Origin of the sequence: Kutzneria buriramensis, from assembly GCF_003387475.1 — a bacterium.
In the GTDB taxonomy this organism is placed as follows: Bacteria; Actinomycetota; Actinomycetes; order Mycobacteriales; family Pseudonocardiaceae; genus Kutzneria; species Kutzneria buriramensis.
Genome location: NZ_QUNO01000013.1, coordinates 251,365 through 276,643, shown reverse-complemented (window position 1 = coordinate 276,643; position 25,279 = coordinate 251,365). Strand labels below are relative to the sequence as shown.

At 70.7% G+C, this 25,279-nt stretch carries 29 protein-coding genes; 9 read left to right on the top strand and 20 right to left on the bottom strand.

The genetic code is table 11. From position 1 onward, the window contains the following. Positions 1 to 24 precede the first annotated feature (24 nt). Positions 25 to 1,110 (top strand): cytochrome bc1 complex Rieske iron-sulfur subunit, encoded by a 1,086-nt coding sequence (gene qcrA / locus BCF44_RS35050; protein WP_246015926.1) that lies wholly within the window; start codon positions 25 to 27, stop codon positions 1,108 to 1,110. Between the two features lie 8 nt (positions 1,111 to 1,118). Continuing rightward, complete coding sequence (gene qcrB / locus BCF44_RS35045) at positions 1,119 to 2,702, top strand: cytochrome bc1 complex cytochrome b subunit (RefSeq protein WP_170217905.1); 1,584 nt, start codon at positions 1,119 to 1,121, stop codon at positions 2,700 to 2,702. Here the strand turns inward: qcrB and BCF44_RS35040 are convergent. The 3 genes from BCF44_RS35040 to BCF44_RS35030 are packed head-to-tail and all read right to left on the bottom strand — an operon-like array spanning position 2,688 to position 4,415. Next, positions 2,688 to 2,873 (bottom strand): DUF3618 domain-containing protein, encoded by a 186-nt coding sequence (locus BCF44_RS35040; RefSeq protein WP_116178722.1) that lies wholly within the window; start codon positions 2,871 to 2,873, stop codon positions 2,688 to 2,690. The genes qcrB and BCF44_RS35040 overlap by 15 nt on opposite strands. Then, entirely contained in the window at positions 2,870 to 3,262 is a 393-nt protein-coding gene (locus tag BCF44_RS35035; protein ID WP_116178721.1) for a phage holin family protein, read from the bottom strand. The genes BCF44_RS35040 and BCF44_RS35035 overlap by 4 nt, the downstream gene beginning before the upstream one ends. 55 nt (positions 3,263 to 3,317) lie before the next feature. Then, entirely contained in the window at positions 3,318 to 4,415 is a 1,098-nt protein-coding gene (locus BCF44_RS35030) for a glycosyltransferase family 9 protein (protein WP_116178720.1), read from the bottom strand. An 80-nt stretch (positions 4,416 to 4,495) separates the two neighbouring features. Between BCF44_RS35030 and BCF44_RS35025 the strand changes: the two genes are divergently transcribed. The 4 genes from BCF44_RS35025 to BCF44_RS35010 are packed head-to-tail and all read left to right on the top strand — an operon-like array spanning position 4,496 to position 8,178. Further along, positions 4,496 to 4,999 carry a DUF1360 domain-containing protein gene (locus BCF44_RS35025; RefSeq protein ID WP_116178719.1) on the top strand — a complete coding sequence of 168 codons (504 nt, stop codon included), beginning with the start codon at positions 4,496 to 4,498 and terminating at the stop codon, positions 4,997 to 4,999. After that, a complete protein-coding gene (locus BCF44_RS35020; RefSeq protein WP_116178718.1) occupies positions 4,996 to 5,412 on the top strand; it encodes an ester cyclase in 417 nt (138 codons plus the stop codon). The genes BCF44_RS35025 and BCF44_RS35020 overlap by 4 nt, the downstream gene beginning before the upstream one ends. After that, positions 5,409 to 6,488, top strand: a complete 1,080-nt coding sequence (locus BCF44_RS35015) for an enolase C-terminal domain-like protein (RefSeq protein ID WP_116178717.1) — start codon at positions 5,409 to 5,411, stop codon at positions 6,486 to 6,488. Before BCF44_RS35020 ends, BCF44_RS35015 begins: the two co-directional genes overlap by 4 nt. Positions 6,489 to 6,525: 37 nt before the next feature. Further along, the gene (locus BCF44_RS35010; protein ID WP_246015924.1) at positions 6,526 to 8,178 is read left to right on the top strand and encodes a glycoside hydrolase family 15 protein; all 1,653 of its coding nucleotides are present in this window, start codon (positions 6,526 to 6,528) and stop codon (positions 8,176 to 8,178) included. 27 nt (positions 8,179 to 8,205) lie between these two features. On the opposite strand, the gene BCF44_RS35005 is transcribed toward BCF44_RS35010, so the two are convergent. Then, complete coding sequence (locus BCF44_RS35005) at positions 8,206 to 11,172, bottom strand: FAD-binding and (Fe-S)-binding domain-containing protein (protein WP_342775678.1); 2,967 nt, start codon at positions 11,170 to 11,172, stop codon at positions 8,206 to 8,208. Positions 11,173 to 11,250: 78 nt separating this feature from the next. Between BCF44_RS35005 and BCF44_RS58690 the strand changes: the two genes are divergently transcribed. Next, positions 11,251 to 11,385 (top strand): hypothetical protein, encoded by a 135-nt coding sequence (locus BCF44_RS58690; protein ID WP_281283173.1) that lies wholly within the window; start codon positions 11,251 to 11,253, stop codon positions 11,383 to 11,385. A 133-nt stretch (positions 11,386 to 11,518) separates the two neighbouring features. Then, entirely contained in the window at positions 11,519 to 12,154 is a 636-nt protein-coding gene (locus BCF44_RS35000; protein ID WP_147328743.1) for a hypothetical protein, read from the top strand. 8 nt (positions 12,155 to 12,162) lie between these two features. On the opposite strand, the gene BCF44_RS34995 is transcribed toward BCF44_RS35000, so the two are convergent. Genes BCF44_RS34995 through BCF44_RS34940 form a run of 12 tightly spaced genes read right to left on the bottom strand, consistent with a single transcriptional unit; the run spans position 12,163 to position 20,303 of the window. Then, positions 12,163 to 13,131, bottom strand: a complete 969-nt coding sequence (locus tag BCF44_RS34995) for a TIGR03557 family F420-dependent LLM class oxidoreductase (protein ID WP_116178714.1) — start codon at positions 13,129 to 13,131, stop codon at positions 12,163 to 12,165. Between the two features lie 28 nt (positions 13,132 to 13,159). Further along, positions 13,160 to 13,741 carry an endonuclease gene (locus tag BCF44_RS34990; protein WP_116178713.1) on the bottom strand — a complete coding sequence of 194 codons (582 nt, stop codon included), beginning with the start codon at positions 13,739 to 13,741 and terminating at the stop codon, positions 13,160 to 13,162. Between the two features lie 3 nt (positions 13,742 to 13,744). Beyond that, positions 13,745 to 14,149: a VOC family protein gene (locus tag BCF44_RS34985; protein WP_116178712.1), complete on the bottom strand. Its 405-nt coding sequence runs from the start codon at positions 14,147 to 14,149 to the stop codon at positions 13,745 to 13,747. A 52-nt stretch (positions 14,150 to 14,201) separates the two neighbouring features. Continuing rightward, positions 14,202 to 15,293, bottom strand: coding sequence for an Rv2629 family ribosome hibernation factor (locus BCF44_RS34980; RefSeq protein WP_116178711.1), 1,092 nt, complete (start codon positions 15,291 to 15,293; stop codon positions 14,202 to 14,204). Next, a complete protein-coding gene (locus BCF44_RS34975) occupies positions 15,271 to 16,293 on the bottom strand; it encodes an SDR family oxidoreductase (protein WP_116178710.1) in 1,023 nt (340 codons plus the stop codon). The genes BCF44_RS34980 and BCF44_RS34975 overlap by 23 nt, the downstream gene beginning before the upstream one ends. Before the next feature lie 37 nt (positions 16,294 to 16,330). Further along, positions 16,331 to 18,115, bottom strand: coding sequence for a complex I subunit 5 family protein (locus tag BCF44_RS34970; RefSeq protein WP_170217904.1), 1,785 nt, complete (start codon positions 18,113 to 18,115; stop codon positions 16,331 to 16,333). A gap of 3 nt (positions 18,116 to 18,118) precedes the next feature. Continuing rightward, positions 18,119 to 18,454: a sodium:proton antiporter gene (locus BCF44_RS34965; RefSeq protein WP_116178709.1), complete on the bottom strand. Its 336-nt coding sequence runs from the start codon at positions 18,452 to 18,454 to the stop codon at positions 18,119 to 18,121. Then, on the bottom strand, positions 18,451 to 19,185 hold the full coding sequence (locus tag BCF44_RS34960) for an MnhB domain-containing protein (RefSeq protein ID WP_116178708.1): 735 nt from the start codon (positions 19,183 to 19,185) through the stop codon (positions 18,451 to 18,453). The genes BCF44_RS34965 and BCF44_RS34960 overlap by 4 nt, the downstream gene beginning before the upstream one ends. Then, complete coding sequence (locus BCF44_RS34955) at positions 19,182 to 19,421, bottom strand: Na(+)/H(+) antiporter subunit B (protein ID WP_116178707.1); 240 nt, start codon at positions 19,419 to 19,421, stop codon at positions 19,182 to 19,184. The genes BCF44_RS34960 and BCF44_RS34955 overlap by 4 nt, the downstream gene beginning before the upstream one ends. Further along, positions 19,418 to 19,699, bottom strand: coding sequence for a monovalent cation/H(+) antiporter subunit G (locus BCF44_RS34950; RefSeq protein ID WP_116178706.1), 282 nt, complete (start codon positions 19,697 to 19,699; stop codon positions 19,418 to 19,420). Before BCF44_RS34950 ends, BCF44_RS34955 begins: the two co-directional genes overlap by 4 nt. Further along, entirely contained in the window at positions 19,696 to 19,950 is a 255-nt protein-coding gene (locus tag BCF44_RS34945; protein ID WP_246015923.1) for a monovalent cation/H+ antiporter complex subunit F, read from the bottom strand. Before BCF44_RS34945 ends, BCF44_RS34950 begins: the two co-directional genes overlap by 4 nt. Then, positions 19,947 to 20,303, bottom strand: coding sequence for a hypothetical protein (locus BCF44_RS34940; RefSeq protein ID WP_170217878.1), 357 nt, complete (start codon positions 20,301 to 20,303; stop codon positions 19,947 to 19,949). Before BCF44_RS34940 ends, BCF44_RS34945 begins: the two co-directional genes overlap by 4 nt. An 82-nt stretch (positions 20,304 to 20,385) precedes the next feature. Between BCF44_RS34940 and BCF44_RS34935 the strand changes: the two genes are divergently transcribed. Next, a complete protein-coding gene (locus BCF44_RS34935) occupies positions 20,386 to 20,949 on the top strand; it encodes an SRPBCC family protein (RefSeq protein WP_116178704.1) in 564 nt (187 codons plus the stop codon). Here the strand turns inward: BCF44_RS34935 and BCF44_RS34930 are convergent. From BCF44_RS34930 to BCF44_RS34915, 4 genes are read right to left on the bottom strand one after another with little or no spacing between them, the layout of a single operon-like run. Further along, positions 20,931 to 21,404: a DUF6328 family protein gene (locus BCF44_RS34930; protein ID WP_116178703.1), complete on the bottom strand. Its 474-nt coding sequence runs from the start codon at positions 21,402 to 21,404 to the stop codon at positions 20,931 to 20,933. The two genes, BCF44_RS34935 and BCF44_RS34930, sit on opposite strands and share 19 nt — an antisense overlap. Then, positions 21,401 to 23,077, bottom strand: a complete 1,677-nt coding sequence (gene ctaD, locus BCF44_RS34925; protein ID WP_379801621.1) for an aa3-type cytochrome oxidase subunit I — start codon at positions 23,075 to 23,077, stop codon at positions 21,401 to 21,403. The genes BCF44_RS34930 and ctaD overlap by 4 nt, the downstream gene beginning before the upstream one ends. Then, positions 23,074 to 24,867, bottom strand: a complete 1,794-nt coding sequence (locus BCF44_RS34920) for a thiamine pyrophosphate-requiring protein (protein ID WP_116178702.1) — start codon at positions 24,865 to 24,867, stop codon at positions 23,074 to 23,076. The genes ctaD and BCF44_RS34920 overlap by 4 nt, the downstream gene beginning before the upstream one ends. Positions 24,868 to 24,893: 26 nt before the next feature. After that, the gene (locus tag BCF44_RS34915; protein ID WP_116178701.1) at positions 24,894 to 25,262 is read right to left on the bottom strand and encodes a DUF6292 family protein; all 369 of its coding nucleotides are present in this window, start codon (positions 25,260 to 25,262) and stop codon (positions 24,894 to 24,896) included. Between the last annotated feature and the right edge of the window lie 17 nt (positions 25,263 to 25,279).

The window sequence follows — 25,279 nt, the reverse complement described above, 5'->3', positions numbered from 1 at the left end:
CGTTTTCGCGGGAATTCCGCTGGTGTGACCCTGGACAGACGCGACCTGGACGGCCGCACGAGGGACGATCTGCTGCGGGCCGGCCTGGAGGCGGACGGGGTGCACCTCGTCAGGTACGCCGACCGCTGGCCGCTGCCCGGCACCCGGGCGGAGCGCCGCGCCGTCCGGGGCGTGGTCACCTGGCTGGGGCTGGCGGCGCTGTTCGGCATCGGCTTCTTCGTGGTCTACCTGGCCTGGCCGTACCGCTACCCGGCGGACGGCTACGAGCTGTACACGCCGCTGCTCGGGATCACCGGCGGCGGCTGCGTGCTGCTGCTGGCGGTGGCGGTCATCCGGTACTCGCAGAGGTTCCTGCCGGAGGAGGTGGCGGTCCAGGAGCGCCACGACGACCCGTCCGGCGAGTTCGACCGGACGACGACATCGGCGCTGGTCACCGACACGGTCCGGCGGGCCGGTCTGCCCCGCCGCCGGCTGGTGATCGGCATGGCCGGCGGCGTGGTCGCCATCCCCGTGCTCGGGACGCTGCTCGCGGCGGTCGGCGGCCTGATCCGCGACCCCTGGCGGCAGCCGCCGGCCGACACCGTGTGGCACAGCGGCTGGTACACCACGGGCGAGCGGGTGTTCCTGCGCCGCGACGTCGGCGATCCGCACAAGGTCGAACTGGTGCGGCCCGCGGACCTCGACGCCGGCGCGATCGAGACGGTGTACCCCTTTCGGGAGAGCGACCGCGGCGACCCCGAGAAGCTGGCCGCGGTGTTCGACCGCGGCGACACGCCCGCGATCCTGATTCGGCTGCGGCCGGGGCAGAAGGTCGATGCGAAACCGGGGCAGGATCACGACAACGTCGGCGAGTACTACGCGTTCTCCAAGTTGTGCACGCATCTGGGCTGCCCGGTGTCGATGTTCGAGCAGCAGACCGACCGGCTGGTGTGCCCGTGCCACCAGTCGCAGTTCGACGTCCTCCAGTCGTGCACACCGATCTTCGGGCCGGCCGCCCGCCCGCTGCCGCAGCTGCCCATCGCGGTCGACGAGACCACCGGATCCTTCTACGCCACCGGCGACTTCCGGCAGCCGGTCGGCCCGGAGTTCTGGGAACTGGGGTGGCAATGAAGCCGTCGATGCGCCCCCGGGGCGAGCTGTTCACCGAGGGCACCGCGAGCCGCGCGCTGGACGAGCGGTTCCACCTCGCCGCCGGCCTGCGCCGGCAGCTGTCCAAGGTCTTCCCGACGCACTGGTCGTTCCTGCTCGGCGAGATCGCCCTGTACAGCTTCGTGGTGCTGCTGCTCACGGGCACGTACCTCGCCTTCTTCTTCGACCCGTCGCTGCAACAGGTCACGTACGACGGCACCTTCGCGACGCTGCGCGGCATGAGGATGTCCCGGGCGTTCGAGACGACCGTGGACCTCTCCTTCGACGTGCGCGGCGGCCTGTTCGTGCGGCAGATCCACCACTGGGCGGCGCTGCTGTTCATGGCGGCGATCCTCGTGCACATGGCCCGGATCTTCCTCACCGGCGCGTTCCGCAAGCCCCGCGAGATGAACTGGGTCATCGGCGTCACGCTGTTCACGCTGGGCATGGCCGAGGGCTTCGCCGGCTACTCGCTGCCCGACGACCTGTTGTCCGGCACCGGGTTGCGCATCATGTCCGGCATCGCGCAGTCCATCCCGGTGATCGGCACCTGGCTGAACTGGCTGATCTTCGGCGGCGAGTTCCCGGGGGACATCCTCAACAGCCGGCTGTACATCGCGCACGTGCTGCTGATCCCGGGCATCATCCTGGCGCTGATCGCCGTGCACCTCGCCGTGGTGTGGTACCAGAAGCACACCCAGTTCCCGGGCGTCTCCCGCACCGAGCGCAACGTCGTCGGCGTGCGCATCGTGCCGACGTTCGCGCTGCACAGCGGGGCGCTGTTCACCGGCGTCGTCGGCGTGCTGGGCCTGATGGGCGGCATCTTCCAGATCAATCCGGTGTGGAACTACGGCCCGTACCGGCCGGACCAGGTCTCCGCCGGCTCCCAGCCCGACTGGTACATCGGCTGGCTGGACGGCTCGGCGCGGCTGATGCCGGACTGGCCGATCGTCCTGTTCGGACAGTGGCGGATCCCGCCGGTGTTCTGGCCGACGGTGGTGCTGCCGATCACGCTGATCACCACGGCCGCGTTGTTCCCGTGGATCGAGCGGTGGTTCACCAAGGACAAGGCCCGGCACAACCTGTTGCAGCGGCCGCGGGACGTGCCCGTGCGGTCCGGGCTCGGGGCGATGGCGGTGACGTTCGTGCTGGTGCTGCTGATCTCCGGCGGCAACGACGTCATCGCCCACGTGTTCGACATCTCGCTCAACGCCACCATCTGGGCCGGCCGGATCGGGCTGCTGATCCTGCCGCCGATCGCCTACACCGCCGTGTACCGGCTCTGCGTCGGGCTCCAGCGGCGTGACCGCGACGTGCTGGAGGAGGGCATCGAGACCGGCGTCATCCGCCGCACGCCCGAGGGCGACTTCATCGACCTCGAACAGCCGCTGGCCGACCACCCGCTGCCGTACCAGGGGGCGAAGGTGCCGCGCCGGGCCAACGCCCTCGGCCTGGCCGGAAAGCCCCGGCCGGGTTCGACGCTCCGTCCGGACCCGCCGGAGGAGGTGGACCAGCTCGCCGCCGCCCGGGCCGAGGAGGCGGCGCGCTGGACCCGCCGCTCATCGTCGACGTAGCAGCAGGATCACGAGCACCAGCAGGCCGAACCCGCTGGCGGCGAGCAGGACGACCGGCAGCCGGCTGACCCGGTCGGCCTTGCCGCGCAGCCGCGCGATGGTGTCCACGATCTCCTCACGGGTCCGCTCGATCTCCTCGCGTAGCAGCGCGGGATCATCGGGCTGGGTCACCGGGTCACCGCCCGGCGGATGATCGCCGCGTCGTCCTTGACGTTGGCGACGGTCTCCTGCGGCACCGGCGGCACGCCCTTGCGCAGCTTGAGCAGCGCGAACGTGCCGAGGCCGCCGGCGAACACCAGCAGCGCGCCGCCGACCGCCAGCGCGGCCAGCCAGGCCGGCCACACCAGGGCCAGGGCGATGATCGCGCAGGCGACCAGCGCGCACAGGCCGAGGAAGCCGAACAGACCCGCGCCGGCCAGCACGCCCACGCCCAGCCCCGCCGCCTTGGCCTTGGTCTTGACCTCCACCACCGCCAGCTGCGCTTCGTCCCTGACCAAGGTGGACAGTTGCTCGCTCAACCGGCTCAGCAGCTGGCCGGTGGAGGCATCGTCTCGAGGCATCTTTCCTCCCAGCGTGGCAGTTCCTACCCAGGGGAGTTACCCGCTGGTCAGGACGTCATGCACGGGGAGCGGCCGCGAGGAGGTCGTCCATGTCGGCCAGCACGGTGGCGACCGGGACGGACGCGACCCAGGAATCGTCGTCGTCGCACTCCGAATAGTCGTCCGGATCGGTCAGCGGGCGGCCGCAGCCCGGGCAGGTCGCCGTCCATGCGATGTGTGGGCGGTGGTTGCCGCGCCAGAACGGTCCGGCGTTGATCATGTTGCCGCACCAGAAGATGCTCACGGTCGGGGTGCCGATGGCCTCGGCTATGTGGCGCGGTCCGCTGTCGTTGGCGACCACTACGGCGCTGCGGGCCAGTACTCCGACCAGGCCGTGCAGGTCGAGCTTCTCGGCCAGGCAGCGAATCCGTTGCGGCGAGCGGGAAGCTCGCCTGGAACGGTCCACGATGTACTGCACGAGCTCCGTGTCGGCGCCGGCGCCGACGACCGCGACACTGTGGCCGGAGGCGACGGCATGCGTGGCGACCGAGGCGAACTTCTCGGCGGGCCAGCACCGGCGCGGGTCGGTCGCGCCCGGGTGCAGGGTCACCAGCCGCCCCGGCAGGCCGTTCAACGCCTTGGCGGCCGCGTCCAGATCCTCGGCGGTGACGGCGAATCCCGCGTCCATCGTGACGGTCGGCGCACCGGCGAGGTGCACGACTTCCAACCAACGCAACGCTTCGTGCTGGTAGTGGCGGTATGGCAGCCACCGCGTGAGCACCGCCGCGCCCGGCGTCCTCGTGCCGACGGTGTGCCGGGCGCCGAGGCTGCGCAGGAACGGGTTGGACCACCGGCCGCCGCCGTGCAGCTGGCAGGCCAGATCGAACCGTTCGGCCAGCGCTGCCTGGAAGAAGTCGTGCAGTGTCGGCGGATCGTCGTCCTGACCCGGCGGCGGCTCGTAGATCCCCTTCGACACGGGCAGGCGCAGCACGCGGTGGATCGGGCCCGGTCTGCCTGCGAGCAGCTCGGCGTGGGCGGCCGTGCCCAGCAGCACGATTTCCGCCTCCGGATAGGCGTTGCGTAGGGCGTGCGCCGCGGGGTGCACGAACATGAGGTCGCCGGGGCCGCCGCCGCGCAGTATCGCGATCCGGTGCACGTCGTCGAAGCGCCGCATGTCAACGGGGTGCCCAACCACCCGATGATTACCCGCGTCGCCACGGGGTAACGCACTAGGAGCCGACGGAAGTGGGAGGCATGTCAGTACAGACGGTCATTCGCCGGGTCAAGCAGCAGTACCAGGGCGACGAGGAACGCCCCCTCGGGGGCTACCTCGTCGTGCTCGGCGTGTACGGCGGCCTGACCACCGCGATGGCCGCGGTGGCCAAGGTGCTGCGGATCACGCCGCCCAAGCCGAGTCCCATGGACACGGTGCTGCTCTCCGTCGCCACGCACAAGCTCAGCCGCCTGCTGAGCAAGGACGCGGTGACCAGCCCGCTGCGCGCGCCGTTCACACGGTACGAGGAGCCGGCGGGCGAGGGCGAGCTGATGGAGTCGGTGCGCGGCAACGGGATTCGGCACGCCGCCGGCGAGTTGATCACCTGCCCGTTCTGCTTGGCGGTGTGGGTGGCGACGGGACTGACGGCGGGCATGGTGTTCGCGCCGCGGGTGACCCGCCTGGCGTGCACGACGTTGACCGCCGTCGCCGTGTCCGACGGCCTGCAACTGGTCTACGACAACGCGAAGGACGCTGGGGAATGACACGCGACGAGAACGTGCGCACGGTCCGGCTGCTGCTGGACCTGGTGAACCGGCAGGCGTTCGACCGGCTGGACGAGGTGTATGCCTACGACATCGTCGACCACGACCCCGCGCCGGAGCACGGCGGCGGCTTCGACGGCATCCAGCGGTACTTCGCCGACCTGAGCGAGGCCTTCCCGGACCTGCACCTGGAGGAGGACGTCCTCATCGCCGACGGTGACCACGTGGCGCTGGCCTACCGGCTCAGCGGCACGCAGCGCGGTCGCTTCCACGGCGTGGCGGCGACCGGACACCGGGTGGAGACCCGCGGCATGCAGATGTCCCGCTTCGCCGGGGGCAAGATCGTCGAGCGCTGGGGCGCCGTCGACGACCTGGCGATCCTGGGCCGCCTCAACGTCTCTGTCCCGTCATGAGCGACGGGCACGAGGTCACGGAGGTCGACGCCGCCGCCTACACGGTGCCGACGGACGGGCCGGAGGCGGACGGCACGCTGACGTGGGATGCGACCACGATGGTGCTGGTCACGGTCCGTACCCGGGCGGGCGTGACCGGCGTCGGCCACACCTATGGCCACGAGTGCCTGAAAGGCCTGGTGGACGGCCTGCTCGGGCCGCGAGTGGTGGGTATCGACGTGCGGGAGACCGGTGCCGCCTGGGAGGCGATGCGTTCCGCGATCCGCAACCTGGGCCGCCCCGGGTTGTGTTCGATGGCGATCGCCGCCGTCGACATGGCGCTGTGGGATGCCAAGGCCCGTGCCCTCGACGTGCCCCTGCACCGGCTGCTCGGGGCCGCCCGCGCTGAGGTCCCGGTCTACGGTTCCGGCGGCTTCACCACGTACTCCCGGGACGACCTGGTCGCGCAGCTCGCCGGCTGGGTGGAGCAGGGCATCTCGCGGGTGAAGATGAAGATCGGCATCTCGCCGCAGGACGACCTGGAGCGGGCCCGCGCGGTCCGGGCGGCGATCGGCGACGACGTCGAGCTGTACGTCGACGCCAACGGCGCATATGACCAGGTCACGGCCCTGCGGCTGGGTCGCCGGCTGGTCGAGGAGGCCGACGTCACCTGGTTCGAGGAGCCGGTCAGCTCCGACGACCTCCAGGGCCTCGCCGCGCTGTCCCGCGACCTGCCGCTGGACGTGACGGCGGGGGAGTACGGCTATCACCTGGAGTACTTCCAGGCCATGGCCCCCTGCGTGGACGTGGTGCAGGCGGACATCACGCGCTGCGCCGGCATCACCGAGTTCCTGCGGGTCGCGTCGACCACCACCAAGCCGCTGTCCGGGCACTGCGCCCCGATGGCGCACGTGCACGCCGCGACGGTGCCGACGCACTTCCGGCACCTGGAGTACTTCCACGACCACGTCCGCATCGAGCAGATGCTGTTCGACGGCGCTCTGGAGCCGGTCGCGGGCAGCCTCGTACCGGCCGAGACGCCGGGCAACGGCTTGGTGTTCAAGGAAGCCGACGCGAAGCAGTTCCGAGTGAGTTGAGTCTGGGTATCCGTCCCGTGTGGACTGCATACCGCATGTGCTTCGCGAGTACGCGTTCGTCGCCGACGGCGAACGCGGGGCCCTGATCGACCCGCAGGGCTGCGTGGCGTGGATGTGCGCGCCGCGCTGGCACGACGACGCCGTGTTCGCCGGCCTGATCGGCGGCGGCGGGCACTATCAGGTGGCGCCGGCCGACCAGTGGCATGTCTGGGGCGGCTACTACGAGCCCGGCACGCTGATCTGGCACAGCCGGTGGATCACCCGGGACGCGATCGTCGAGTGCCGCGAAGCGCTCGCCCTGCCGGCCGATCCGCACCGCGCCGTGCTGCTGCGCCGAGTTCTCGCCGACGACGACCCGGTGGAGATGCTGGTGCGGCTCGACGGCGACTTCAAACGCGACGGCGACGTGTGGACGACCCGGTTCGGCTCGCAGTGGGTCCGGTGGTCCGGCGCGGTCGACGGCCGGGTGGTGGTGGATGCCGGTCGGCACCACGACTTCGTGCTGGAGGTCTCCGACCGTCCCTTCGACGACCCGCCGCCGGATCCGGAACTCTGTTGGCAGGAGACGGAACACGGCTGGCGCGAGGCCGTGCCGGACTGTTCGGACACGCTGGTGCCGAACGACACCGCCCACGCCTACGCCGTGCTGCGCGGGCTCACCTCCGCCACCGGCGGAATGGTCGCCGCGGCAACAACTTCCCTGCCGGAGCGGGCCAAACTCGGTGGTGACTACGACTACCGCTACGCCTGGATCCGCGACCAGTGCTACGTCGGCCAGTCGGTGGCCGCGCACGGGCCGCATCCCCTGCTCGACGACGCCGTTCGCTTCGTCTCGCAACGGATCCTCGAACACGGGCCGGACCTGCGCCCGGCGTACACCGTCCTCGGCGACCAGATCCCCGACCAGCGCGAACTCGACCTGCCGGGCTATCCCGGCGGCACCGACCACGTCGGCAACCGGGTCCGACACCAGTTCCAGCTGGACGCCTTCGGCGAGGCGCTGCTGCTGTTCGCGGCCGCCGCCGAGCACGACCGGCTCACCCCCGACGCGAAGCGGGCCATCGACGTCGCCGTGAACGCCATCGAACAGGAGTGGCGCAAGACGGAGGCCGGCGTGTGGGAGCTGGACGAACGTGCCTGGACGCATTCCAACCTCAGCTGCGTCGCCGGCCTCCGGCGCACGGCCCGGTTCACGATGACCAACCGGTGCAGCTCGCTCGCCGACGCCATCCTCGCCGAGACCACCCGGACCTCGCTGCACCCGACCGGTCGCTGGCAACGATCCGTGGACGACGACTCGGTCGACGCCGCCCTGCTGATGCCGGCGATCCGGGGCGCGCTGCCGGTGGACGACCCCCGCAGCATCGAGACGATCCGGGCGGTGCGGGCCGATCTCGTGCAGGACGGCTACGTCTACCGGTTCCGGCACGACGAGCGGCCGCTGGGGGCGGCCGAGGGGGCGTTCCTGGTGTGCGGGTTCTGGCTCGCGCTGGCGATGGAGCAGCAGGGCGACCGCGTGGAGGCGGCGCGGTTGTTCGAGCGCAACCGGGCGTCCTGCGGGCCGCCGGGGCTGTTCACCGAGGAGTACGACGTGCGGCAGCGGCAGCTGCGCGGGAACCTGCCGCAGGCGTTCGTGCACGGCATGCTGCTGGAGTGCTCGGCGCAACTGGCCCGCGACTGGTTCGAGTGACAGACGGCCGGCCCGGCCCAGGAACTCTTAGCGCGAGCGCCGGAACAGCCAGGCCAGGGCCGGGGCCGTGACGGCGGCGACGCCGGCCACCGTCACGGCCGTCCGCGCCGCCCTGCCCGGCGCGGACGGCCGCTCGGGCTGCGGCTGCGTGCCATGAATCGCAGCCGCGAGCACCTCGGCCAGGTGCATGGGTTTCTGGTTCACGTCCGACTGGTCGATCTGGGTGCGGCAGCTGAACCCGTCGGCCAGCACCAGCGTGGCCTCCCCGGCCTGGCGCAGCTCGGGCAGCAGCTTGTCCTCGGCACACGCCATGGACACGTCGTAGTGCTCCTTCTCGAAGCCGAAGTTGCCGGCGAGGCCGCAGCAGCCGGCGTCGAGCACGTCGACGTCAATCCCGTACTGCCGCATCAGCTTCTCGTCGGTGTCGAACCCGAGGACGGCGTGGTGGTGGCAGTGCGGCTGCGCCACGGCCCGCCGCCCGACGGTCGGCGGCCGCCAGTCGGGCGCCTGCTCGGTGAGGATCTCGGCGAGCGTCTTGGTCTGGTGCGCGAGGCGGTGGGCGTCCTGGTCACCGTGCAGGAGATTGGGCAGGTCGTCCCGGAAGACCGCCGCACAGCTGGGTTCCAGCACGACGATCGGCGTTCCGTCGCGCAGCTGCGGCCGCAGCGCGTCCAGGGTGCGGCGAGCGACGCGGCGCGCGGTGGCGAGCTGGCCGGTGGAGATCCACGTCAGTCCACAGCAGACAGTCCTCTCGGGACTGACCACCTCGAACCCGGCCGCCTCCAACACCTGGGTGGCGGCCTGGCCGATGGCGGGGTGGAAGTTGTTGGTGAAGGTGTCCGGCCACAGCAGGACCTTGCCGCGCTGCCCGGCCGGGCTCGTCCGGCCACGAAGCCATTTCACGAGCCGTTGCCGCGCGAACAGCGGGGTTTCGCGCTGTGGGGCGATGCCGCCGAGCAGCTTCACCAGCCGCAGGTTCGACACCGAGTTGACCAGGCTCGGCGCCAGGGCGGCGATCCGCGCCCACAGCGGCAGCCAGCCCATCGAGTAGTGCGCGATCGGCCGCAAGCGGCCCTCGTAGTGGTGGGAGAGGAACTCCGCCTTGTACGTCGCCATGTCCACATTGACCGGACAGTCGCTCTTGCATCCCTTGCACGCCAGGCAGAGGTCCAGGGCGTCGTTGACGGCCTCGGACCGCCACCCGTCGGTGATCACCGAGCCGTTCAGCATCTCGAACAGCAGCCGGGCCCGGCCGCGGGTGGAGTGCTCCTCCTCGCGGGTCGCCCGGTAGCTCGGGCACATCACGCCGCTCTCGTGCCCGCGGCACTTGCCGACGCCGACGCACCGCGCCGCCGCATTGGCGAACCGGTTGTCGTCGTCGGGATACGCGAAGTTCGTCGCCGGCTCCCACGGCCGGTAGTCGCTGCCCTGCCGCAGGTTCTCGTCCAGCCGGTGCGGGTGCACGACCTTGCCGGGGTTCATCAGGTCGTCCGGGTCGAACAGCGCCTTCATCTTCCCGAACGCCTCGACCACGCGGTTGCCGAACATCACCGGCAGCAGCTCGCCCCGGGACTGGCCGTCGCCGTGCTCGCCGGACAGCGAGCCGCCGAACGACACCACCAGTTCCGCGCTGTCCTTGGCGAACCGGCGGTACCTGGCGACGCCGTCGGCGGTCTTGAGGTCGAAGGGGATGCGGGTGTGCACACAGCCCTGGCCGAAGTGGCCGTACAGGGACGCGTTCTCGTACTCGTAGCGCTCCAACAGGTTCCGGAACTCGCGCAGGTAGTCGCCGAGCTTCTCCGGTGGCACGGCGGCGTCCTCCCAGCCCTCGTGCGTCTCCGGCCCCTGCGGCGGATAGGCGGTGGCGCCGAGGCCGGCTTCCCTTGCCTGCCACAGCTCCTCCTCGCGGCTGGGGTCGTCGAGGAAGGACACGTCCGGCGCGTTCGGCTTGCGGTGCAGGTCGTTGCACAGCGCCTGCGCCTGCTTGTCGACCGCTTCCTGGTCCTTGCCCGCGAACTGGACCATCAGCCAGCCGCTGCCCTTCGGCAGCTGCTTGATGGCCTGCTCGGCGACGTGCTCGCTGTGCTCCAACTGGACGAGCTGCTCGTCGACACCCTCCAGCGCCACCGGGTTGTGCGGCAGGATGTGCGGCACGCAGTCGGCGGCGGCCGTGATGTCCGGGAATCCCAGCACCACCAGCGTTCGCGCCGGCAGCACGTCCACCAGCCGGATCTCGGCGCGCAGCACCGTCACGAGCGTGCTTTCGCTGCCCACCAGTGCTTTCGCCACGTTGAACCCGTTCTCCGGCAGCAGCGAGTCCAGGTTGTAGCCGGAGACCCGGCGCGGAATCTTCGGGTACCGGGTGCGTATGTCCTGCATGTACGTGTCGCGGATCTCGCGCATTCCCCGGTACAGCTCGGCAAGCCGGCCGCCGGCGGCCACGACCCGCTCGTACTCGGCGTCATCGGTCTCGCCGACCCAGGCGCGGCAGCCGTCGTGGGTGAGGATCTCCAGCCGGATCACGGAGTCGACCATCTTGCCGTAGGCCTGCGCGGTCGATCCGCAGGAGTTGTTGCCGATCATGCCCCCGATGGTGCAGCTGACGTGCGTGGACGGCTTCGGGCCGACCATCAGCTGGTGGCTGGAGAGCTGGTCGTTGAGCGGGTCCAGCGCGATGCCGGGCTCCACGATCGCCGTCTTGGCCGCCACGTCGACCGTGTCGAGCCGCGTGCAGTACTTGGTCCAGTCCAGCACGACGGCCTCGTTGCAGCACTGTCCGGCCAGGCTGGTGCCGCCGCCGCGGGACAGCACCGGCACGCCGGCCTCGTGGCAGACCTTGATCGCCCGGACGGCGTCCTCCACGGTCTTCGGCACGACGACGCCGATGGGCACCTGGCGGTAGTTGGAGCCGTCGGTCGAATAGGCGGCGCGGCTGCCGGCGTCGAACCGCACCTCGCCGTGCACCGTTCTCCTGAGTTCCGCCGCCAGGTCCACCGGTACGCCTCCGAAGTGTGAACTGCACGTCATCGGGTATGTCCGAGGCGAGAGTTCCCTTGGGCTGAAGGAGGAAACATGGCCGACACGACCATGTCCGGCGATCCCGTGCCGGACGAGGGCGACGCGCTGCTCCCCGACGGCTGGGTCGAGGCGTTCCTGCCCCAGCTGGAGACCGACGATGAGCCGAACGTGCTACGCGGGCTGGACTGAATCGGTGGTGTGAAGCGGCCACGGCCGGGCATCCAGCGATGCAACGGTCCACTTGGGACCGTCTCACACTTCAGGGGTTCACGTGGTGGCACTGGGCGAGCGGCGACCGTCCGCTCTCATGATTCCCTCTCAGGTGACGCGTGTCCGTCCCGGACGGGTGACGGTGGGCACGGACGGTTCGTACTGGGGGCGCGCGGCCCTGGGCTGGGCGGCGCGGCACGCGTTTCGCGCCGGCCTCGAACTCGACGTCTACGAGGCCGACCGCCGGTACGAGGACCTGCCGGCCGATCTGCCGGCCGACCTCGGCACCGGCTCCGTCCTGCGACCATATCCGCTGTTGACGGCGCGGATCCGCAGCAGCGGACGAGACGCCGCCTCGGCGCTGCACTCGGCGGCCGCGGAGACCGGGCTGCTCGTGCTCGGCTGCCGGGGCCAGCACAAGTGCCACCTCGGCGTGGGGCACCACGCCTTGACGCTGGCCGCCTCGGCCCAGTGCGACGTCGTCATCGTGCGCGGCCGACCGCAGGCCGTCCACGGCGAACTCCGCAAGGTCACCGCGTGGGTGGGTGACGGCGACGACGCCGTGCTCGCCCGGGCTCGTGACTACGCGCGGCGCACGCGCTCGGTGCTGGAGGTCGTGCGCCAGCAGGTGGCGGAGCCCGTACCGGACGGGACGGACCTGCTCGTGATCGGCGGGGGAGCACGGCTCGGGCTGGCCGCCCGAACCGCGCTGCACCACGCCATGTGCCCCGTGTACATCGTGCGCTGACCGGGTCCTCAGGCCGGGACCAGTTCGGGCACGCGGGGCAGCACGTGCTCCGTCCAGAACTCGAAGAACTGGTCCTGGTCCGGCCCGATCTGCTGGACGTAGACCTCGTCGTACCCGGCGTCGAGATAGGTGCGCAGCTGGTCGACGTAGCGCTGTGGGTCGGGACCGCACGGCACCGCCTCGGCCACCATCTCCGGCGTCACCAGCGTGCTGGCCTGCTCGAAGTGGCGCGGCGTCGGCAACACCTGGGCGAGTTCGCCCGGCAGCTGTTCGTTGGGCCACAACCGATGCGCGGTCGCGACGGCCTCCTGCTCGTCGGGGGCGTAGCACACCTTGAAGCCGCCCTGCGTGGGACGATCGTCCCCACCGGACTCGCGGAACGTCCTGATCAGGTCCGCGTTCGGCTGCACGCAGGCGAAACCGTCGCCGATCCGGCCGGCCAGCGCGGCCGCCTTCGGGCCGAAGCCGGACACGTAGATCGGCACCGGCTGCGGCGGCCGGGTGAAGACCTCGGCCTGATCCACCGTGTAGTGCTTGCCCTGGTAGCTGACGGGGCCGCCGCGGTGCAGGGCCCGGATCAGCTCGACGGCTTCCTCCAGCATGGACAGCCGGACGTCGGCGGTGGGCCACGCGTCGCCGAAGATGTGCTCGTTCAACGCCTCGCCGCTGCCGACTCCCAGCGTGAACCGGCCCTCGCACTGCACCGCCGCGGTCGCCGCCGCCTGGGCGATGACCGCCGGGTGGATGCGCACAGTCGGGCAGGTGACGGCGGTCGTGATGGGCAGGCTCGTGCGTTCCGAGAGGGCGCCGATGACCGACCACACGAACGGGCTGTTGCCCTGCTGGCGGTTCCACGGGTGGTAGTGGTCGGAGATCCACAGCCGGGTGAAGCCGGCGCGTTCGGCGAGGGTGGCCTGCCGGACCAGTTCGCGGGGGCCGAACTCCTCGCTGGACAGGAAGTATCCGATGCTCACCATGGGTTTCGGGTACCGCGACGGGCCGCGGTCAAACCCCGCTGAGCTCGGTTCGCACCAGGGCCGCCGCCAGCGGCGCGAGCTGGCTCGGCTGGACCATGCCGGCGAGCTCCTTCGGGTCGTTCGGCAGCCCGTGGTGCTTGGCCGCGTCGAGGGCCCGCTGGTCGAAGAACGGCCGCAGCCGGGGCCAGACCGCCTGCGCCTCGCGGCAGAAGATGTCCGCGCCGACCTCGGCGATCCCCGGGAACCTCTGCACGTCCCGGTGCGGCAGCCGCATCCGGCGCAGGTCGCCCCGCCACGTCTCGATGAGCAGCTGCGCGCCGTCGGCGAGGCGGGTGGCGGTGCTTTCGTCGTAGCGAACGTAACCACCGCGCCCGAGGGCGTCGACCCGCTGCTGCCAGGTGGAATCCACCATGCGCTGCGGCGTTCGCCAGCCCGCCTGGAACAGCTCGCGGGCGGTCGCCACCGCGATGTCGGCACGGATCCGGGCCGACATGAGCGTGGCCAGCACCAGCAGTTGGTAGAGCGGGGCCGGCTTGTCCCGCAGCGTGATGCCCGCCTCCTCGGCGAAGGTCTTGCCGTGCTCTCTCAGCAGTCGATTGACGTCAGCCATGGCTCATCCCTCTACGGCAGCCGGCTTGTCCCGGTCCAGCACGCAGAACTCGTTGCCCTCCGGATCGGCCAGCACGGTCCACGGCTCGTCGCCGCGCTGGCCGATGTCCGGGTGGGTGGCGCCGAGGCCGATGATCCGCTCCAGCTCCGACCGGTAGTGGCCGGGCGGCGCGGCGATGTCCAGGTGCATCCGGTTCTTGCCGGTCTTCGGCGTGCAGTCGGGAACCTGCTCGAACAGGACCACGCCTCGGGTGGAGTCCCGATCGGACGGGCCGATCTCCACGAACGACGTGCCGTCGGTGCTGTGCCCGGTCTGCACGGTGCGGTAGCCGAGCACCGCCGACCAGAAGTCGGCCAGGCGGTTCGGGTCGGCGCAGTCGACAGTGGTTGCGACGATGTGTGCCACCATGTGGAAGGGGTACCACGCGGGGCGGTGACGAAAACGCCGCCCGCCGGCACGGTCAGTACCGCAGCAGCGCCCCGACCCCGTCCGCCAACTCCAGATGTCCGTCCGGCACAACGACATTCGCCCCGGACACGGACGCGGCGGCCGGCAGCGCCTCGTCCGCACGGTGTTCCGCCGAGGCACCCTCGGCGATGCCGCCGCTCTCCACGGCCACCTGCTCAAACCCGTCGCCGGTCCACAGCGGCCGCTCGCCGTCCAGCTCGTCGGTCAGGATCACGGTGTCCGCCCGAGCCTCGCGAAGGGCCGCGGTGACCGCCGTCAGACCCTGCACCGCCAGGCCGGAATCCCGGTTCAGCTCGGCGGCGAACTTGTCCACCCAGGTCTGCTGGGCGGCCCGGGCGTAGTCCTCGACGATCAGCCGCACCTCGGCCTCCAGCGCGGCCTCGTCGATGCCCTCGGCTCGGCCGCCGGTCTGGGTGTCGACGGCGATCTCCAGCACCCGCTTGGGCAGCGCCTCGCGCAGCTCGGTCCGGGCCTGCACCTCGGCGGCGACGATGACGAGCTGCGCCTGGAGGTCGTCGACCATGTGGGCCACGGCGTCGGCAACCACGGACGCGTTGTGGTGGGCGGTGTTCTCCACCCGGTGCTGCATCTTCAGATGCGTCCAGCCGGTGCCGGCGACCTTGTGCACGGGGAAGTCCGAGCCGTCCACAGTGGTCTTGTCGGCCAGCTCGCCGTGCGAGCTGTAGCCGCGCAGATCCGCGCCGATGCGGTCCATGATCACGACCACGTACGGCACCGGCGGCACGTTCTGGGCGGCCAACGGCAGCAGATACGGCAGCGAGGACCAGCGGACGGTGGGCCTCGCCGGCGGCACCGGCAGCCAGGTGTCGAGCAGCACCCGGCCGCCGGACGCGATCAGCGCCCGGCCGGCCGTGCCGACCGGCTTCGCGCCGTCGATCACGGCCTGCTCCAGCTCGCGCACGGTCGCGGTGTCCGCGCCGTGGTCCTCGAGCGACGCGCGAATCTCCTGCCACCGCAGCCGAAGCGCGTGCTCCGCGTCCTCGGTGTCGTGGCTGGCGTCGAAGTACACCGACGCGAACTCGCCGGGTGCGGTGATCAGGTCACGTAGCTCGGTCGTCTCCATGATCTCCCTTGCCTTTCCGATGCGAGCGCAGCAGCAGGGCGGTCGTCGTGGCCGCCGCGCCGGCGAGCAGCGCGTTGCGGCGCGAGTTCAGCCACCACTGCCTGCTTCGCGGCTTGGCCTCCGAGTCGAACGCCCCGTGTGCGCCGTGGTCGGCCTGCCGGTCGGCGGGCTCCCAGAGGTTCGGCCGGTCCCGCGGCGGCGTCCGATCCACCTGCTGCGCGTTGTAGCCCGTGCGGGCCAGGTAGCGGTCCAGCAGCCCGCCGGCCAGCTTCTCGCCGATGATGGTGCCGACGGTCGAGCCGCCGACCCAGTACTCGCGCCGCCGCGGGTGGGCCGCGGCGTGCACGATGGCCTCGGCCGCGACCTCGGGCTGGTAGATGGGCGGCACCGGCTGCGCCGGCAGCGGCAGCCGCGACAGCAGCCAGTCGAACTGGGGCGTGTTGACGGCCGGCAGGTGCACGAGCGTCACGTGCACGTTGCTGTGGTCGTGCATGAGCTCGCAGCGCAGCGACTCGGTGAACCCCTTGATCGCGTGCTTGGCCGCGCAGTACGCGGATTGCAGCGGGATTCCCCGGTGCGCCAGCGCGGAGCCGACCTGCACGATGGTGCCCCGGTCGCGCGGCTTCATCCGCTTCAGGGCCGCCAGTGTGCCGTGCACGTAACCCAGGTAGGTGACCTCGGTGACGCGCCGGTACTCCTCGGCGCTGATCTCGTCGACCGGCGCGAACACGGAGCTGAACGCGTCGTTCACCCACACGTCGATCGGCCCGAACGCCGTCTCGACGGCCGTGGCGGCCTTGTCCACCGCCTCGGCGTCGGCCACGTCGACCGGGATGGGCAGCGGCGTGCCGCCGGCCTCCCGCACGTCCTCCGCGGCGGCGGCCAGGCCCGCCTCGCCCCGGGCCAGCAGCGCCACGCGGTCGCCCTTCTCGGCGAACCTGCGCGCGGTCGCCCGCCCGACCCCTCCCGTTGCGCCGGTGATCACCACGACTCGGTCCATGACCAAGGGTTACCCAGCAGCCGCGAGAGTATCCGCGTCAGGTGATCACGAACAGCGCGCCGACGGCCGTCATGCCCAGCACCAGCCACGCCGCGTAGTCGCCGACGTGACCGGAGTGCAGGCGGTGCACCACGTGCAACGGCGCCTTCAGCGCCCCGCGCAGCCGGCCGAGGCCGAAGTGCACCCCGACGAAGCCGATCGCCACCGCCAGCACCGCGCTGAGCAGCCCCAACGCCACCCCCGACCAGGTCCACGCCGTCTCGATGCCGCCGACCGGAGCCGCCGCGACCCCGTGCATGGCCTGTGCGATGAACCCGTTCCGGTCGAGGAACCGCTGCGCCCCGACGCCCATCGCCTCAGCCACCTGCGGCACCACACCGACCAGCAGCCCGCCGGTCAGCAGCACGGCGATCGCCGCCACCATGGTTGCCGGCACGCGGTTGGGGAAGCGGCCCTCCTGCTCCTCGCCCTCGCCCTTGGTGGTGTCACGATCGGTGTCGTCGGGCGGCGGTCCCAGTCCGAAGTGGATTCGCAGCGACGCCCGCAGCACGGCGCCGCCCGTCGCCGCCGAGACCAGCACGAACAGCGCCGTCAGCGCGACGCTTTCCGTCGACTCCTCACTGATCGCCTTGCCCAGCCCGGTGCCGAACGGTGGCAGCCCGGCCAGCGCCAGCGCCCCCAGCGGCAGCAACCACTTCGTCAGCCGTTCGTCGCGGCCCTCGCAGAACAGCGCGAACTCATCGACGTTTCCCTTGCGAGCCAACAACACGCCCACCATCAGGAACAAAGCGCCCTTCACGCCGGCGTGTCCGAACACGTACACCACCGCCCCGGCGACGCCGGAAGCGGTCAGCGTGGCCATGGCGATGAGGAACAGGCCCAAGTGGGCGATGGTTGAGTACGCGAGCATCCGCTTGAGGTGCCGCTGCATCAGGCACAACACCGCTCCCACCACAGCCGTTGCGATGCCCAGCACCACAAACGTGCCGTGCGCCGATGCCGCCGGCAGCACGCCGCCGAAGACGGTCGTCGTCACCCGCAGCACACCGTACAGGCCGAGCGGGGCCATCACGCCGGAGAACAGCACGCACACCGGCGTCGGCGCGACGGCGTGGGCGTCGGCCAGCCAGAAGTGGAACGGCACGACCGCCGCCTTCACCAGCAACCCGGTCAGCACCAGCACCAACGCGGCCAGCACCAGGGCGTCCATGCCGTGCCCGGCCAGCGCGGTGCCGATCTGCGGCATGCCGAGCTGGCCGGTGCGCGCGTACAGGATCCCGATGCCGGCCAGCGAGAAGTACGCCCCCAGCGACGTCACCACGCCGAAGGTGAAGCCGCCCTGCACCGACCGCGGCTCCTCGATCTTGTGCCCGGTCAGCGCGTACGCGGTGGCGCTCATCAGCTCCAGGAACACGAACAGGTCGAACAGGTCGGCGGTGAGTGAGAAGCCGACCATGCCCGCCATGAACAGCAGGATCAGCACGTGCACGTGCGCCTCGGCGTCGTCGAAGTACCGCCAGGTGTAGATGAGCGCGCACGCCGTCAACACGCAGGCCAGCAGCGCGAAACCGGCCCCGATCGGGTCGGCCGCCAGCACGATGCCCACGCCGTGGTCGGGCGTCCACCCGCCGACCCAGGTCACCACCCGGCCCGCCGCCGTGAAGGCCAGCAGCATCGACATGGCGCCGACGGCCACCACGGCCGTCACCATGGCCACGATGTCCACGACCAGCCGCGGCACGAACTTGGCCAGCGCGAGCACCACACACGCCCCGGCCAGCGGGATCGCAATGCCCAGCGGTGGCAGCCAGCTCGGGTCCACGTCTCAGCCCCGCAACTCGTCGAGCTCGTCGGGATCGACGGTGCCGGCGCGCTTCGAGATCTGGATGACCAGCGCCAGCAGCAGCGCCGTCACGGTGGCCGAGACGACGATGTCGGTCAGCGTCAGCGCCTGCACGACGGGGTCGACCACCGCGCCCGGCGCGCCCTGCACCGGGGCCGACGCCCCGCGCTGGAAGCCGATGCCGAGCAGCAGCACGTACGTCCCCGACTGCGCGATGGCGACGCACACCACCGTGTGGATCAGGTCCCGGCTGCGGACGACGCCGAAGCAGCCGATCAGCAGCAGCCAGCCGGCGACCAGGTAGGGCAGGAGATTCACTTGACCTCCCGGACGGACAGGGCCTGCGCGAGGAAGCGCGCGAGCAGCACCACGACACCGGAGGTGACCTCCGCGCCGACGGCGACGTTCAGCGCGAAAACCGATCCGCTGGAGAACAGGTCGCCGAGCGTCCCCCACGGCAGCACGTTGGCGAGGAAGGACCCGGCCAGGAACAGGCCGACAAACCCCAGCACGACGAACGCGCCCGCGCCGGCGGCCTCGGCCATCTCATACCAGGAAACGGGGCGCAGCCGGCGCAGCATCCGGTAGCTGCCGGCGACATACAGCAGGTGCAGGCCGGTGGCGAGCACGACTCCGCCCTGGAACCCGCCGCCGGGAGTCAGATGCCCGTGCGTCACCACGTCCGCGCCGAGGATCAAGGTCACCGGCAGCAGGAGGTAACCGAGCAGCTTGGTCGCCTCCAGCACCCGGCCTTCCTCCTTGGCCAACTGCTCCTTCTCGTCCTTGGACGGCCGCAGCAGCGCCGCCGCGCCGACGACCGACCCGAGCAGGATGGTCTCCTCGCCCAACGTGTCCAGCGCCCGCTGGTCGAAGTTGATGGACGACACCACGTTCGGCGACGAGCGCCCCATTGCCGCGGGCACCGAGAGATCCCGATACGGGTGCACGAGCCCGCCGAACTCCGGCAGCCGCAGCACCGCCAGCACGAACAGCACCGCGACGCCGAGACCGCCGAGCCAGAACACGACCCAGCGCGCACGCCGGCTCACCGCTTGCCTCCCCGTACCTTCCGCACGGCCAGCAGCACCATCAGCGGCACCACCGCCGACCCGACCGCCACCTGCGACAACGCGACGTCCGGGGCCTGGAGCAGCACGAACAGCAGCGTCAGCAGGATTCCGTAGACGCCGAGCGTCACGGCCTGGCGGGACGGCTCACGCGTGAACACCACGACCGTCGCGCCGGCCGCGACAAGCACGAATGCCACCAGGAGCAGCGGGTTCACGAGTCCACGATCCCGTCGCGCTGCGCCCCGACCCGTCCGACCGCCGCCGTCAGGACGGGCGCGGTGAAGGCCAGCAGCGCCACCGTCAGCAGCACGATCGCCGTCGTCAGGCCCCACCCGTTCTCGACGGCCAGCGCCAGCCCGATCAGCGGCGCGCCGATCGACGTCACCGGCGTCAGGAAGTGCAGCCGGCGGTAGAAGTCCCTGACCAGCACCGCGGCCACCGATGAGGCGACGACCACGAGGGTGCCCGCCGCGAGCAACACCCAGGCGATCACGGCTTCGGCCCCAGCAGGCGGGTGTACACGAGCGTGCCGGCGAACGACAGCAGCACCAGCACCAGCGGCACGATCAGGTACGAGGACTGCCCGTCGCCCTGGATCGCCACCAACAGCGTCAGCGTCGTCACCGACGCCCCCAGCTCCAGCCCGATGAGCCGGTCCACCGGACCGCCGCGGGCGACCAGCACCAGCGCCGGCGCCACGCCGCCGACCATCAGGGCCAGCGTCGCGATCTCCCAGCCGTTCACTCGCGCCCCAACGCGTGCACCCGCAACGAGGATCCCTTGTCGTCCAACACGACCGTGTTCGGCGAGGCGGACACGACCACCGTCTTGACCGCCTTCCGGATCGGCTGCACCTGGATCTCCCGCAGCTCGGCGTGCCGGCTGAACAGCGCGGCACAACCGCGCAGCACCTGCCACGGCAACGTCCAGGCCTGAGCGGGCCGCCACCGGCCGCCGTAGGCGCGCCGCACCAGCGTCGCCGCGATGGCCCACGGCACCGCCAGCGCGGCCGCGAGGACGAGGTCCTGCGCGTCGACGGAACTCAGCGTGGTCAGCCAGATGCCGACCAGGACCGCCCACCACACGGCTGTCTCCACGGCTCCTGCCATGCCGCCGGGTGCCCGGCCGACCGGCGCGCGAAACCCGGTTGAGCTGCGGCCACCCGGGTATTCGGGACACATGACCACGATCGAGAAGTCCATCGACGTCAACGTGCCGGTGCGCACCGCCTACAACCAGTGGACCCAGTTCGAGTCCTTCCCGGAGTTCATGGACGGGGTGGAGCGGGTCGTCCAGGTCGACGACACCCACACGCACTGGCTGACGAAGATCGGTGGCGTCACGCGCGAGTTCGACGCGCAGATCATCGCCCAGCATCCGGACGAGCTGGTCGCGTGGAACACGGTCGGCGGGCCGCCGCACGGCGGCGTGGTGACGTTCCAGCCGATCGACCAGGCGACCACCCGGGTGTCGCTGGCCATGCAGTACGAGCCGGGCACGTTCACGGAGAAGGCCGGCACCGCGCTCGGCGTCGTGGACAGTCGGATCGGCGGCGACCTGAAGCGGTTCAAGGAGTTCATCGAGAAGCGCGGCCACGAGACCGGGGCCTGGCGGGGTGAGGTGCCGATGGCGCCGCCCACGACCCCCATCCCGCAGCAGATGCCGAACCAGCCGCCGGAGACCGATCCGGTGCTGGGGGACATGCCGGGCGTCAAGCCCGAGGACTACCGTGGCGAGTCCTGATCCCTTCCGTCGAACGCCTTCGGCAGCGCGAACCACAGCGAGACGAACAGCAGTCCGATGCCGCCGCCGAGCACGCCGCCGACGATGCCGCCGAACACGACGTAACCGATGACCAGCACGGTGCCGGCCATCGCCGCGGCCAGCAGGACCAGTCCGATCACGACGAACCTGCTGGCCCGGCCCACGATCTCCTCGCGCGCGCCCCGGCGGAACAGCACGCGGTGCCAGGCCGCCGGGGCGATCAGGAAACCGGCCGAGGACGCGGTCAGGATCACCACGACCACGTGCGTGACGTGCACGAAGTCGCCGGCCTTGCGGTAGCTGTCGGTGAACACCACCGACAGCAGGAAGCCGAACAGGACCTGCACGCCGTTCTGGGCGACGCGCAGCTCCTGTAACAGCTCCCCGACGTTGCGGGCCAGCCGCTGGTTGGTGTCCCGCTCCGGCCCGCTCATCCGGATCTCTCGTGGACGGGCGCCGGATCGATGTGCGGGTAGTGCAGGTCGAAGGCCGGCCGTTCGGAGCGGATCCGGGGCAGCGAGTGGAAGTTGTGCCGCGGCGGCGGGCAGGACGTGGCCCACTCCAGCGAGTTCCCGAAGCCCCACGGGTCGTCCACGTGCACGATCTCGCCGTACCGGTGGCTGCGGAACACGTTCCACAGGAACGGCAGCATGGACAGGGCCAGGATGTACGAGCCGACGGTGGAGATGGTGTTCAGCGTGGTGAATCCGTCGGTGGTCAGGTAGTCGGCGTAGCGGCGGGGCATGCCCTCCGCGCCGAGCCAGTGCTGCACCAGGAAGGTGGTGTGGAAGCCGATGAACGTCAGCCAGAAGTGCAGCTTGCCCAGCCGCTCGTCCATCATCCGCCCGGTGATCTTCGGGAACCAGAAGTAGACGCCGGCGAAGGTGGAGAACACGATGGTGCCGAACAGCACGTAGTGCAGGTGCGCGATCACGAAGTACGAGTCGGTGACGTGGAAGTCCAGGGGCGGCGAGGCCAGGATGACCCCGGACAGGCCGCCGAACAGGAACGTCAGCAGGAACCCGATCGCGAACAGCATCGGCGTCTCGAAGGTCAGCTGCCCGCGCCACATGGTGCCGATCCAGTTGAAGAACTTGATGCCGGTCGGCACCGCGATCAGGAAGCTGGTGAACGAGAAGAACGGCAGCAGCACCGCGCCGGTGGCGAACATGTGGTGCGCCCACACCGTCATGGACAGACCGGAGATGGCGATGGTGGCATAGACCAGGCCCTTGTAGCCGAAGCACGGTTTTCGGCTGAACACCGGGAAGATCTCCGTGACGATGCCGAAGTAGGGCAGGGCCACGATGTACACCTCGGGATGGCCGAAGAACCAGAACAGGTGCTGCCACAGGATCGCGCCGCCGTTGGCGGGGTCGAACACGTGTGCGCCCAGCGTCCGGTCGGCCAGCAGTCCGAACAGCGCGGAGGTCAGGATCGGGAACGCGGCCAGCGCCAGCACCGAGGTGAACAGGATGTTCCAGGTGAAGATGGGCATCCGGAACATGGTCATGCCGGGCGCGCGCAGGCAGATCACCGTCGTGACCATGTTGACGGAGCCGAGAATCGTGCTCAGGCCGGACAGGATCAGGCCGACGGCCCAGAGATTGGCGCCGACGCCGGGGGAGTGGGAGAGCTCGTTGAGCGGGGCGTAGGCGAACCAGCCGAAGTCGGCGGCGCCGCCGGGCGTGAGGAAGCCGGAGACGACGATCAGGCCGCCGAACAGGTACAGCCAGTACGACAACGCGTTGAGACGGGGGAACGCCACGTCCGGCGCGCCGATCTGCAACGGCAGCACCAGGTTGGCGAAGGCGAAGACGTTCGGCGTCGCGTACAGCAGCAGCATGATGGTGCCGTGCATGGTGAACAGCTGGTTGTACTGCTCCTGGGACAGGAACTGGAGTCCCGGCTGCGCCAGCTCCGTCCGCATCAGCAGCGCCAGCACGCCGCCGAGCAGGAAGAACGCGAACGTGGTGACCAGGTACATCTCACCGATCCGCTTGTGATCGGTGGTGAACAGCGTCTCCTCGAGCACGCTGCCCTTGGGCCGCCGCCGGGCGTGGACCGGCGGCAGCGTCAAGGGCGGCGGGTTTCTTGTGGTAGTCACTTACGGCTGCCGGGCACGAATTCCTGGAGCTTCGTCTTGATGCCCTGCGTGACCAGGCCGAAGGCGTCCGGGTCGCCCTTGAGCACCGACTCCGCGGCCGCCTTGACCTGCTCGAACGTCGCGTGCGGCGGGATCGGCGGCACGTTCGGGTCGCAGTGCACGTCCAGCACCACCGGCCGGTCGGCGGCGAACGCCTCCTCCCAGGCCGCGCCCAGTCGGTCCGGCTCCGTGACGACGATGCCGCCCAGGCCGAAGGACCGCGCGATGGCGGCGTAGTCGATGTCCGGCAGCACCTGGGACTCCTCGAACTTGGGCGCGCCGCCCATCGCCCGCAGCTCCCACGTCACCTGGTTCAGGTCGTTGTTGTGCAGCACGCAGATCACGCAGCGGGGATCCGACCAGCGCTCGTAGTAGCGCTTGATGGTGATCAGCTCGGCCAGCCCGTTCATCTGCATGGCCCCGTCGCCGACCAGCGCGATCGCCGGCCGGTCGGGGTGGGCGAACTTCGCGCCGATCGCGTACGGCACGCCCGGGCCCATGGTGGCCAGCGTGCCCGACAGCGAGCCGCGCATGCCGGCGCGCATCTTCAGCGTGCGGGCGTACCAGTTCGCGGCGGAGCCGGAGTCGGAGGTGACGATGGCGTTGTCCGGGATGCAGGCGGACAGCTCCCAGGTGATGCGCATCGGGTTGACCGGATCGGCGTCCACCATGGACTCCCGCTCCATCGTCTCCCACCACTTGGCGACGTTCGACTCGATCGTCTCCCGCCACGAGCGGTCGCCCTTGCGCTCGATCTTCGGCAGCAGCGCGGCCAGCGTCGCCTTGGCGTCGGCGACCAGGTTGACCTCGGTCGGGTAGCGCATGCCGATGAACTTGCCGTCGATGTCGATCTGGATGGCGCGGGCCTTGCCGTACTCCGGCAGGAACTGCGAGTACGGGAAGTTCGAGCCGATGATCACCAGCGTGTCGCAGCCGGTCATCAGCTCGTAGCTGGGTCGGGTGCCGAGCAGTCCGATCGAACCGGTCACATAGGACAGATCGTCGGGTAGCACGTCCTTGCCCAGCAACGCCTTGGCCACGCCCGCGCCGGTCAGCTCGGCCAGCTGGCGCACCTCGTCGGCGGCGGCCCGCGCGCCCTGGCCGCACAGGATGGCGACCTTGCTGCCCGCGTTGATCACGTCGGCGGCGCGCTCGATCTCCGCCAGGTCCGGCACGGTCACCGTGTGCGGGTGGCTCGGCGGGCTGGACGGGGACTGCTTGAACACGTGCTGCGGCGGCGAGTACGGCTGTTCCTGGAGGTCGCTGGGGATGATGACGGCCGTCGGCGTGCGCTCGGCCTCGGCGACCCGGATGGCGCGGTCCAGCGCGTTGGGCAGCTGCTCGGGGACGTTGACCTCGACCAGGTAGGCGCTCGCGACGTCCTTGAACAGGCTCTGGAGGTCCACCTCCTGCTGGTAGCTGGCCCCCATCGCGCTGCGCGCGGTCTGGCCGACGATCGCCACCACCGGCACGTGGTCCAGCTTGGCGTCGTAGAGCCCGTTGAGCAGGTGGATCGCGCCCGGGCCGGACGTCGCCATGCAGATGCCGACCTTGCCGCTGAACTTCGCGTAGCCGACCGCCTCGAAGGCGGCCATCTCCTCGTGCCGGGCCTGGATGAAGCGAGGCGTGTCGTCGGCCCGTCCGAAGGCCGCGACGATGCCGTTGATGCCGTCACCGGGGTAGGCGAAGACCTGGTCCACCTGCCAGTCCCGCAGCCGGCCCAGCAGGTAGTCGCCGACGGTCTCGGCCATGATGCCTCCTCACGTGAGCTGCCGTGTCACCGCACGGGTACCCGGCGCGGGGGCGTCGAATCAGCGGGTTCCAGCAGCCTTGTCGCCCAGGCCGCGACCCGTCCCGGCACCGGCCAGACCTCGGGCCCCATGTCCGCGACGACGATCAGGTCCTCGCCGCTGTACGTCTCGACCGCCGCCGACCAGCCGCTGTTCTCGTCCCACAGCAGGGCGACGTCGCGGTCGGGGTAGCGCGGCAGGTGTCCGTCCACGGCCAGGTAGACGCTGACCGGCCGCTCCGTCAGCACGCACGCGCAGTCGCAGCGCAGACCCAGCGCCGCGCCGACCTGCCGCACGTAGGCGCGCAGATCTCGTAAGCCGGAGTCGTCGAAGTCCAGTTCCATCACGTTCGTCACCGCCTCGATTGCCCCAG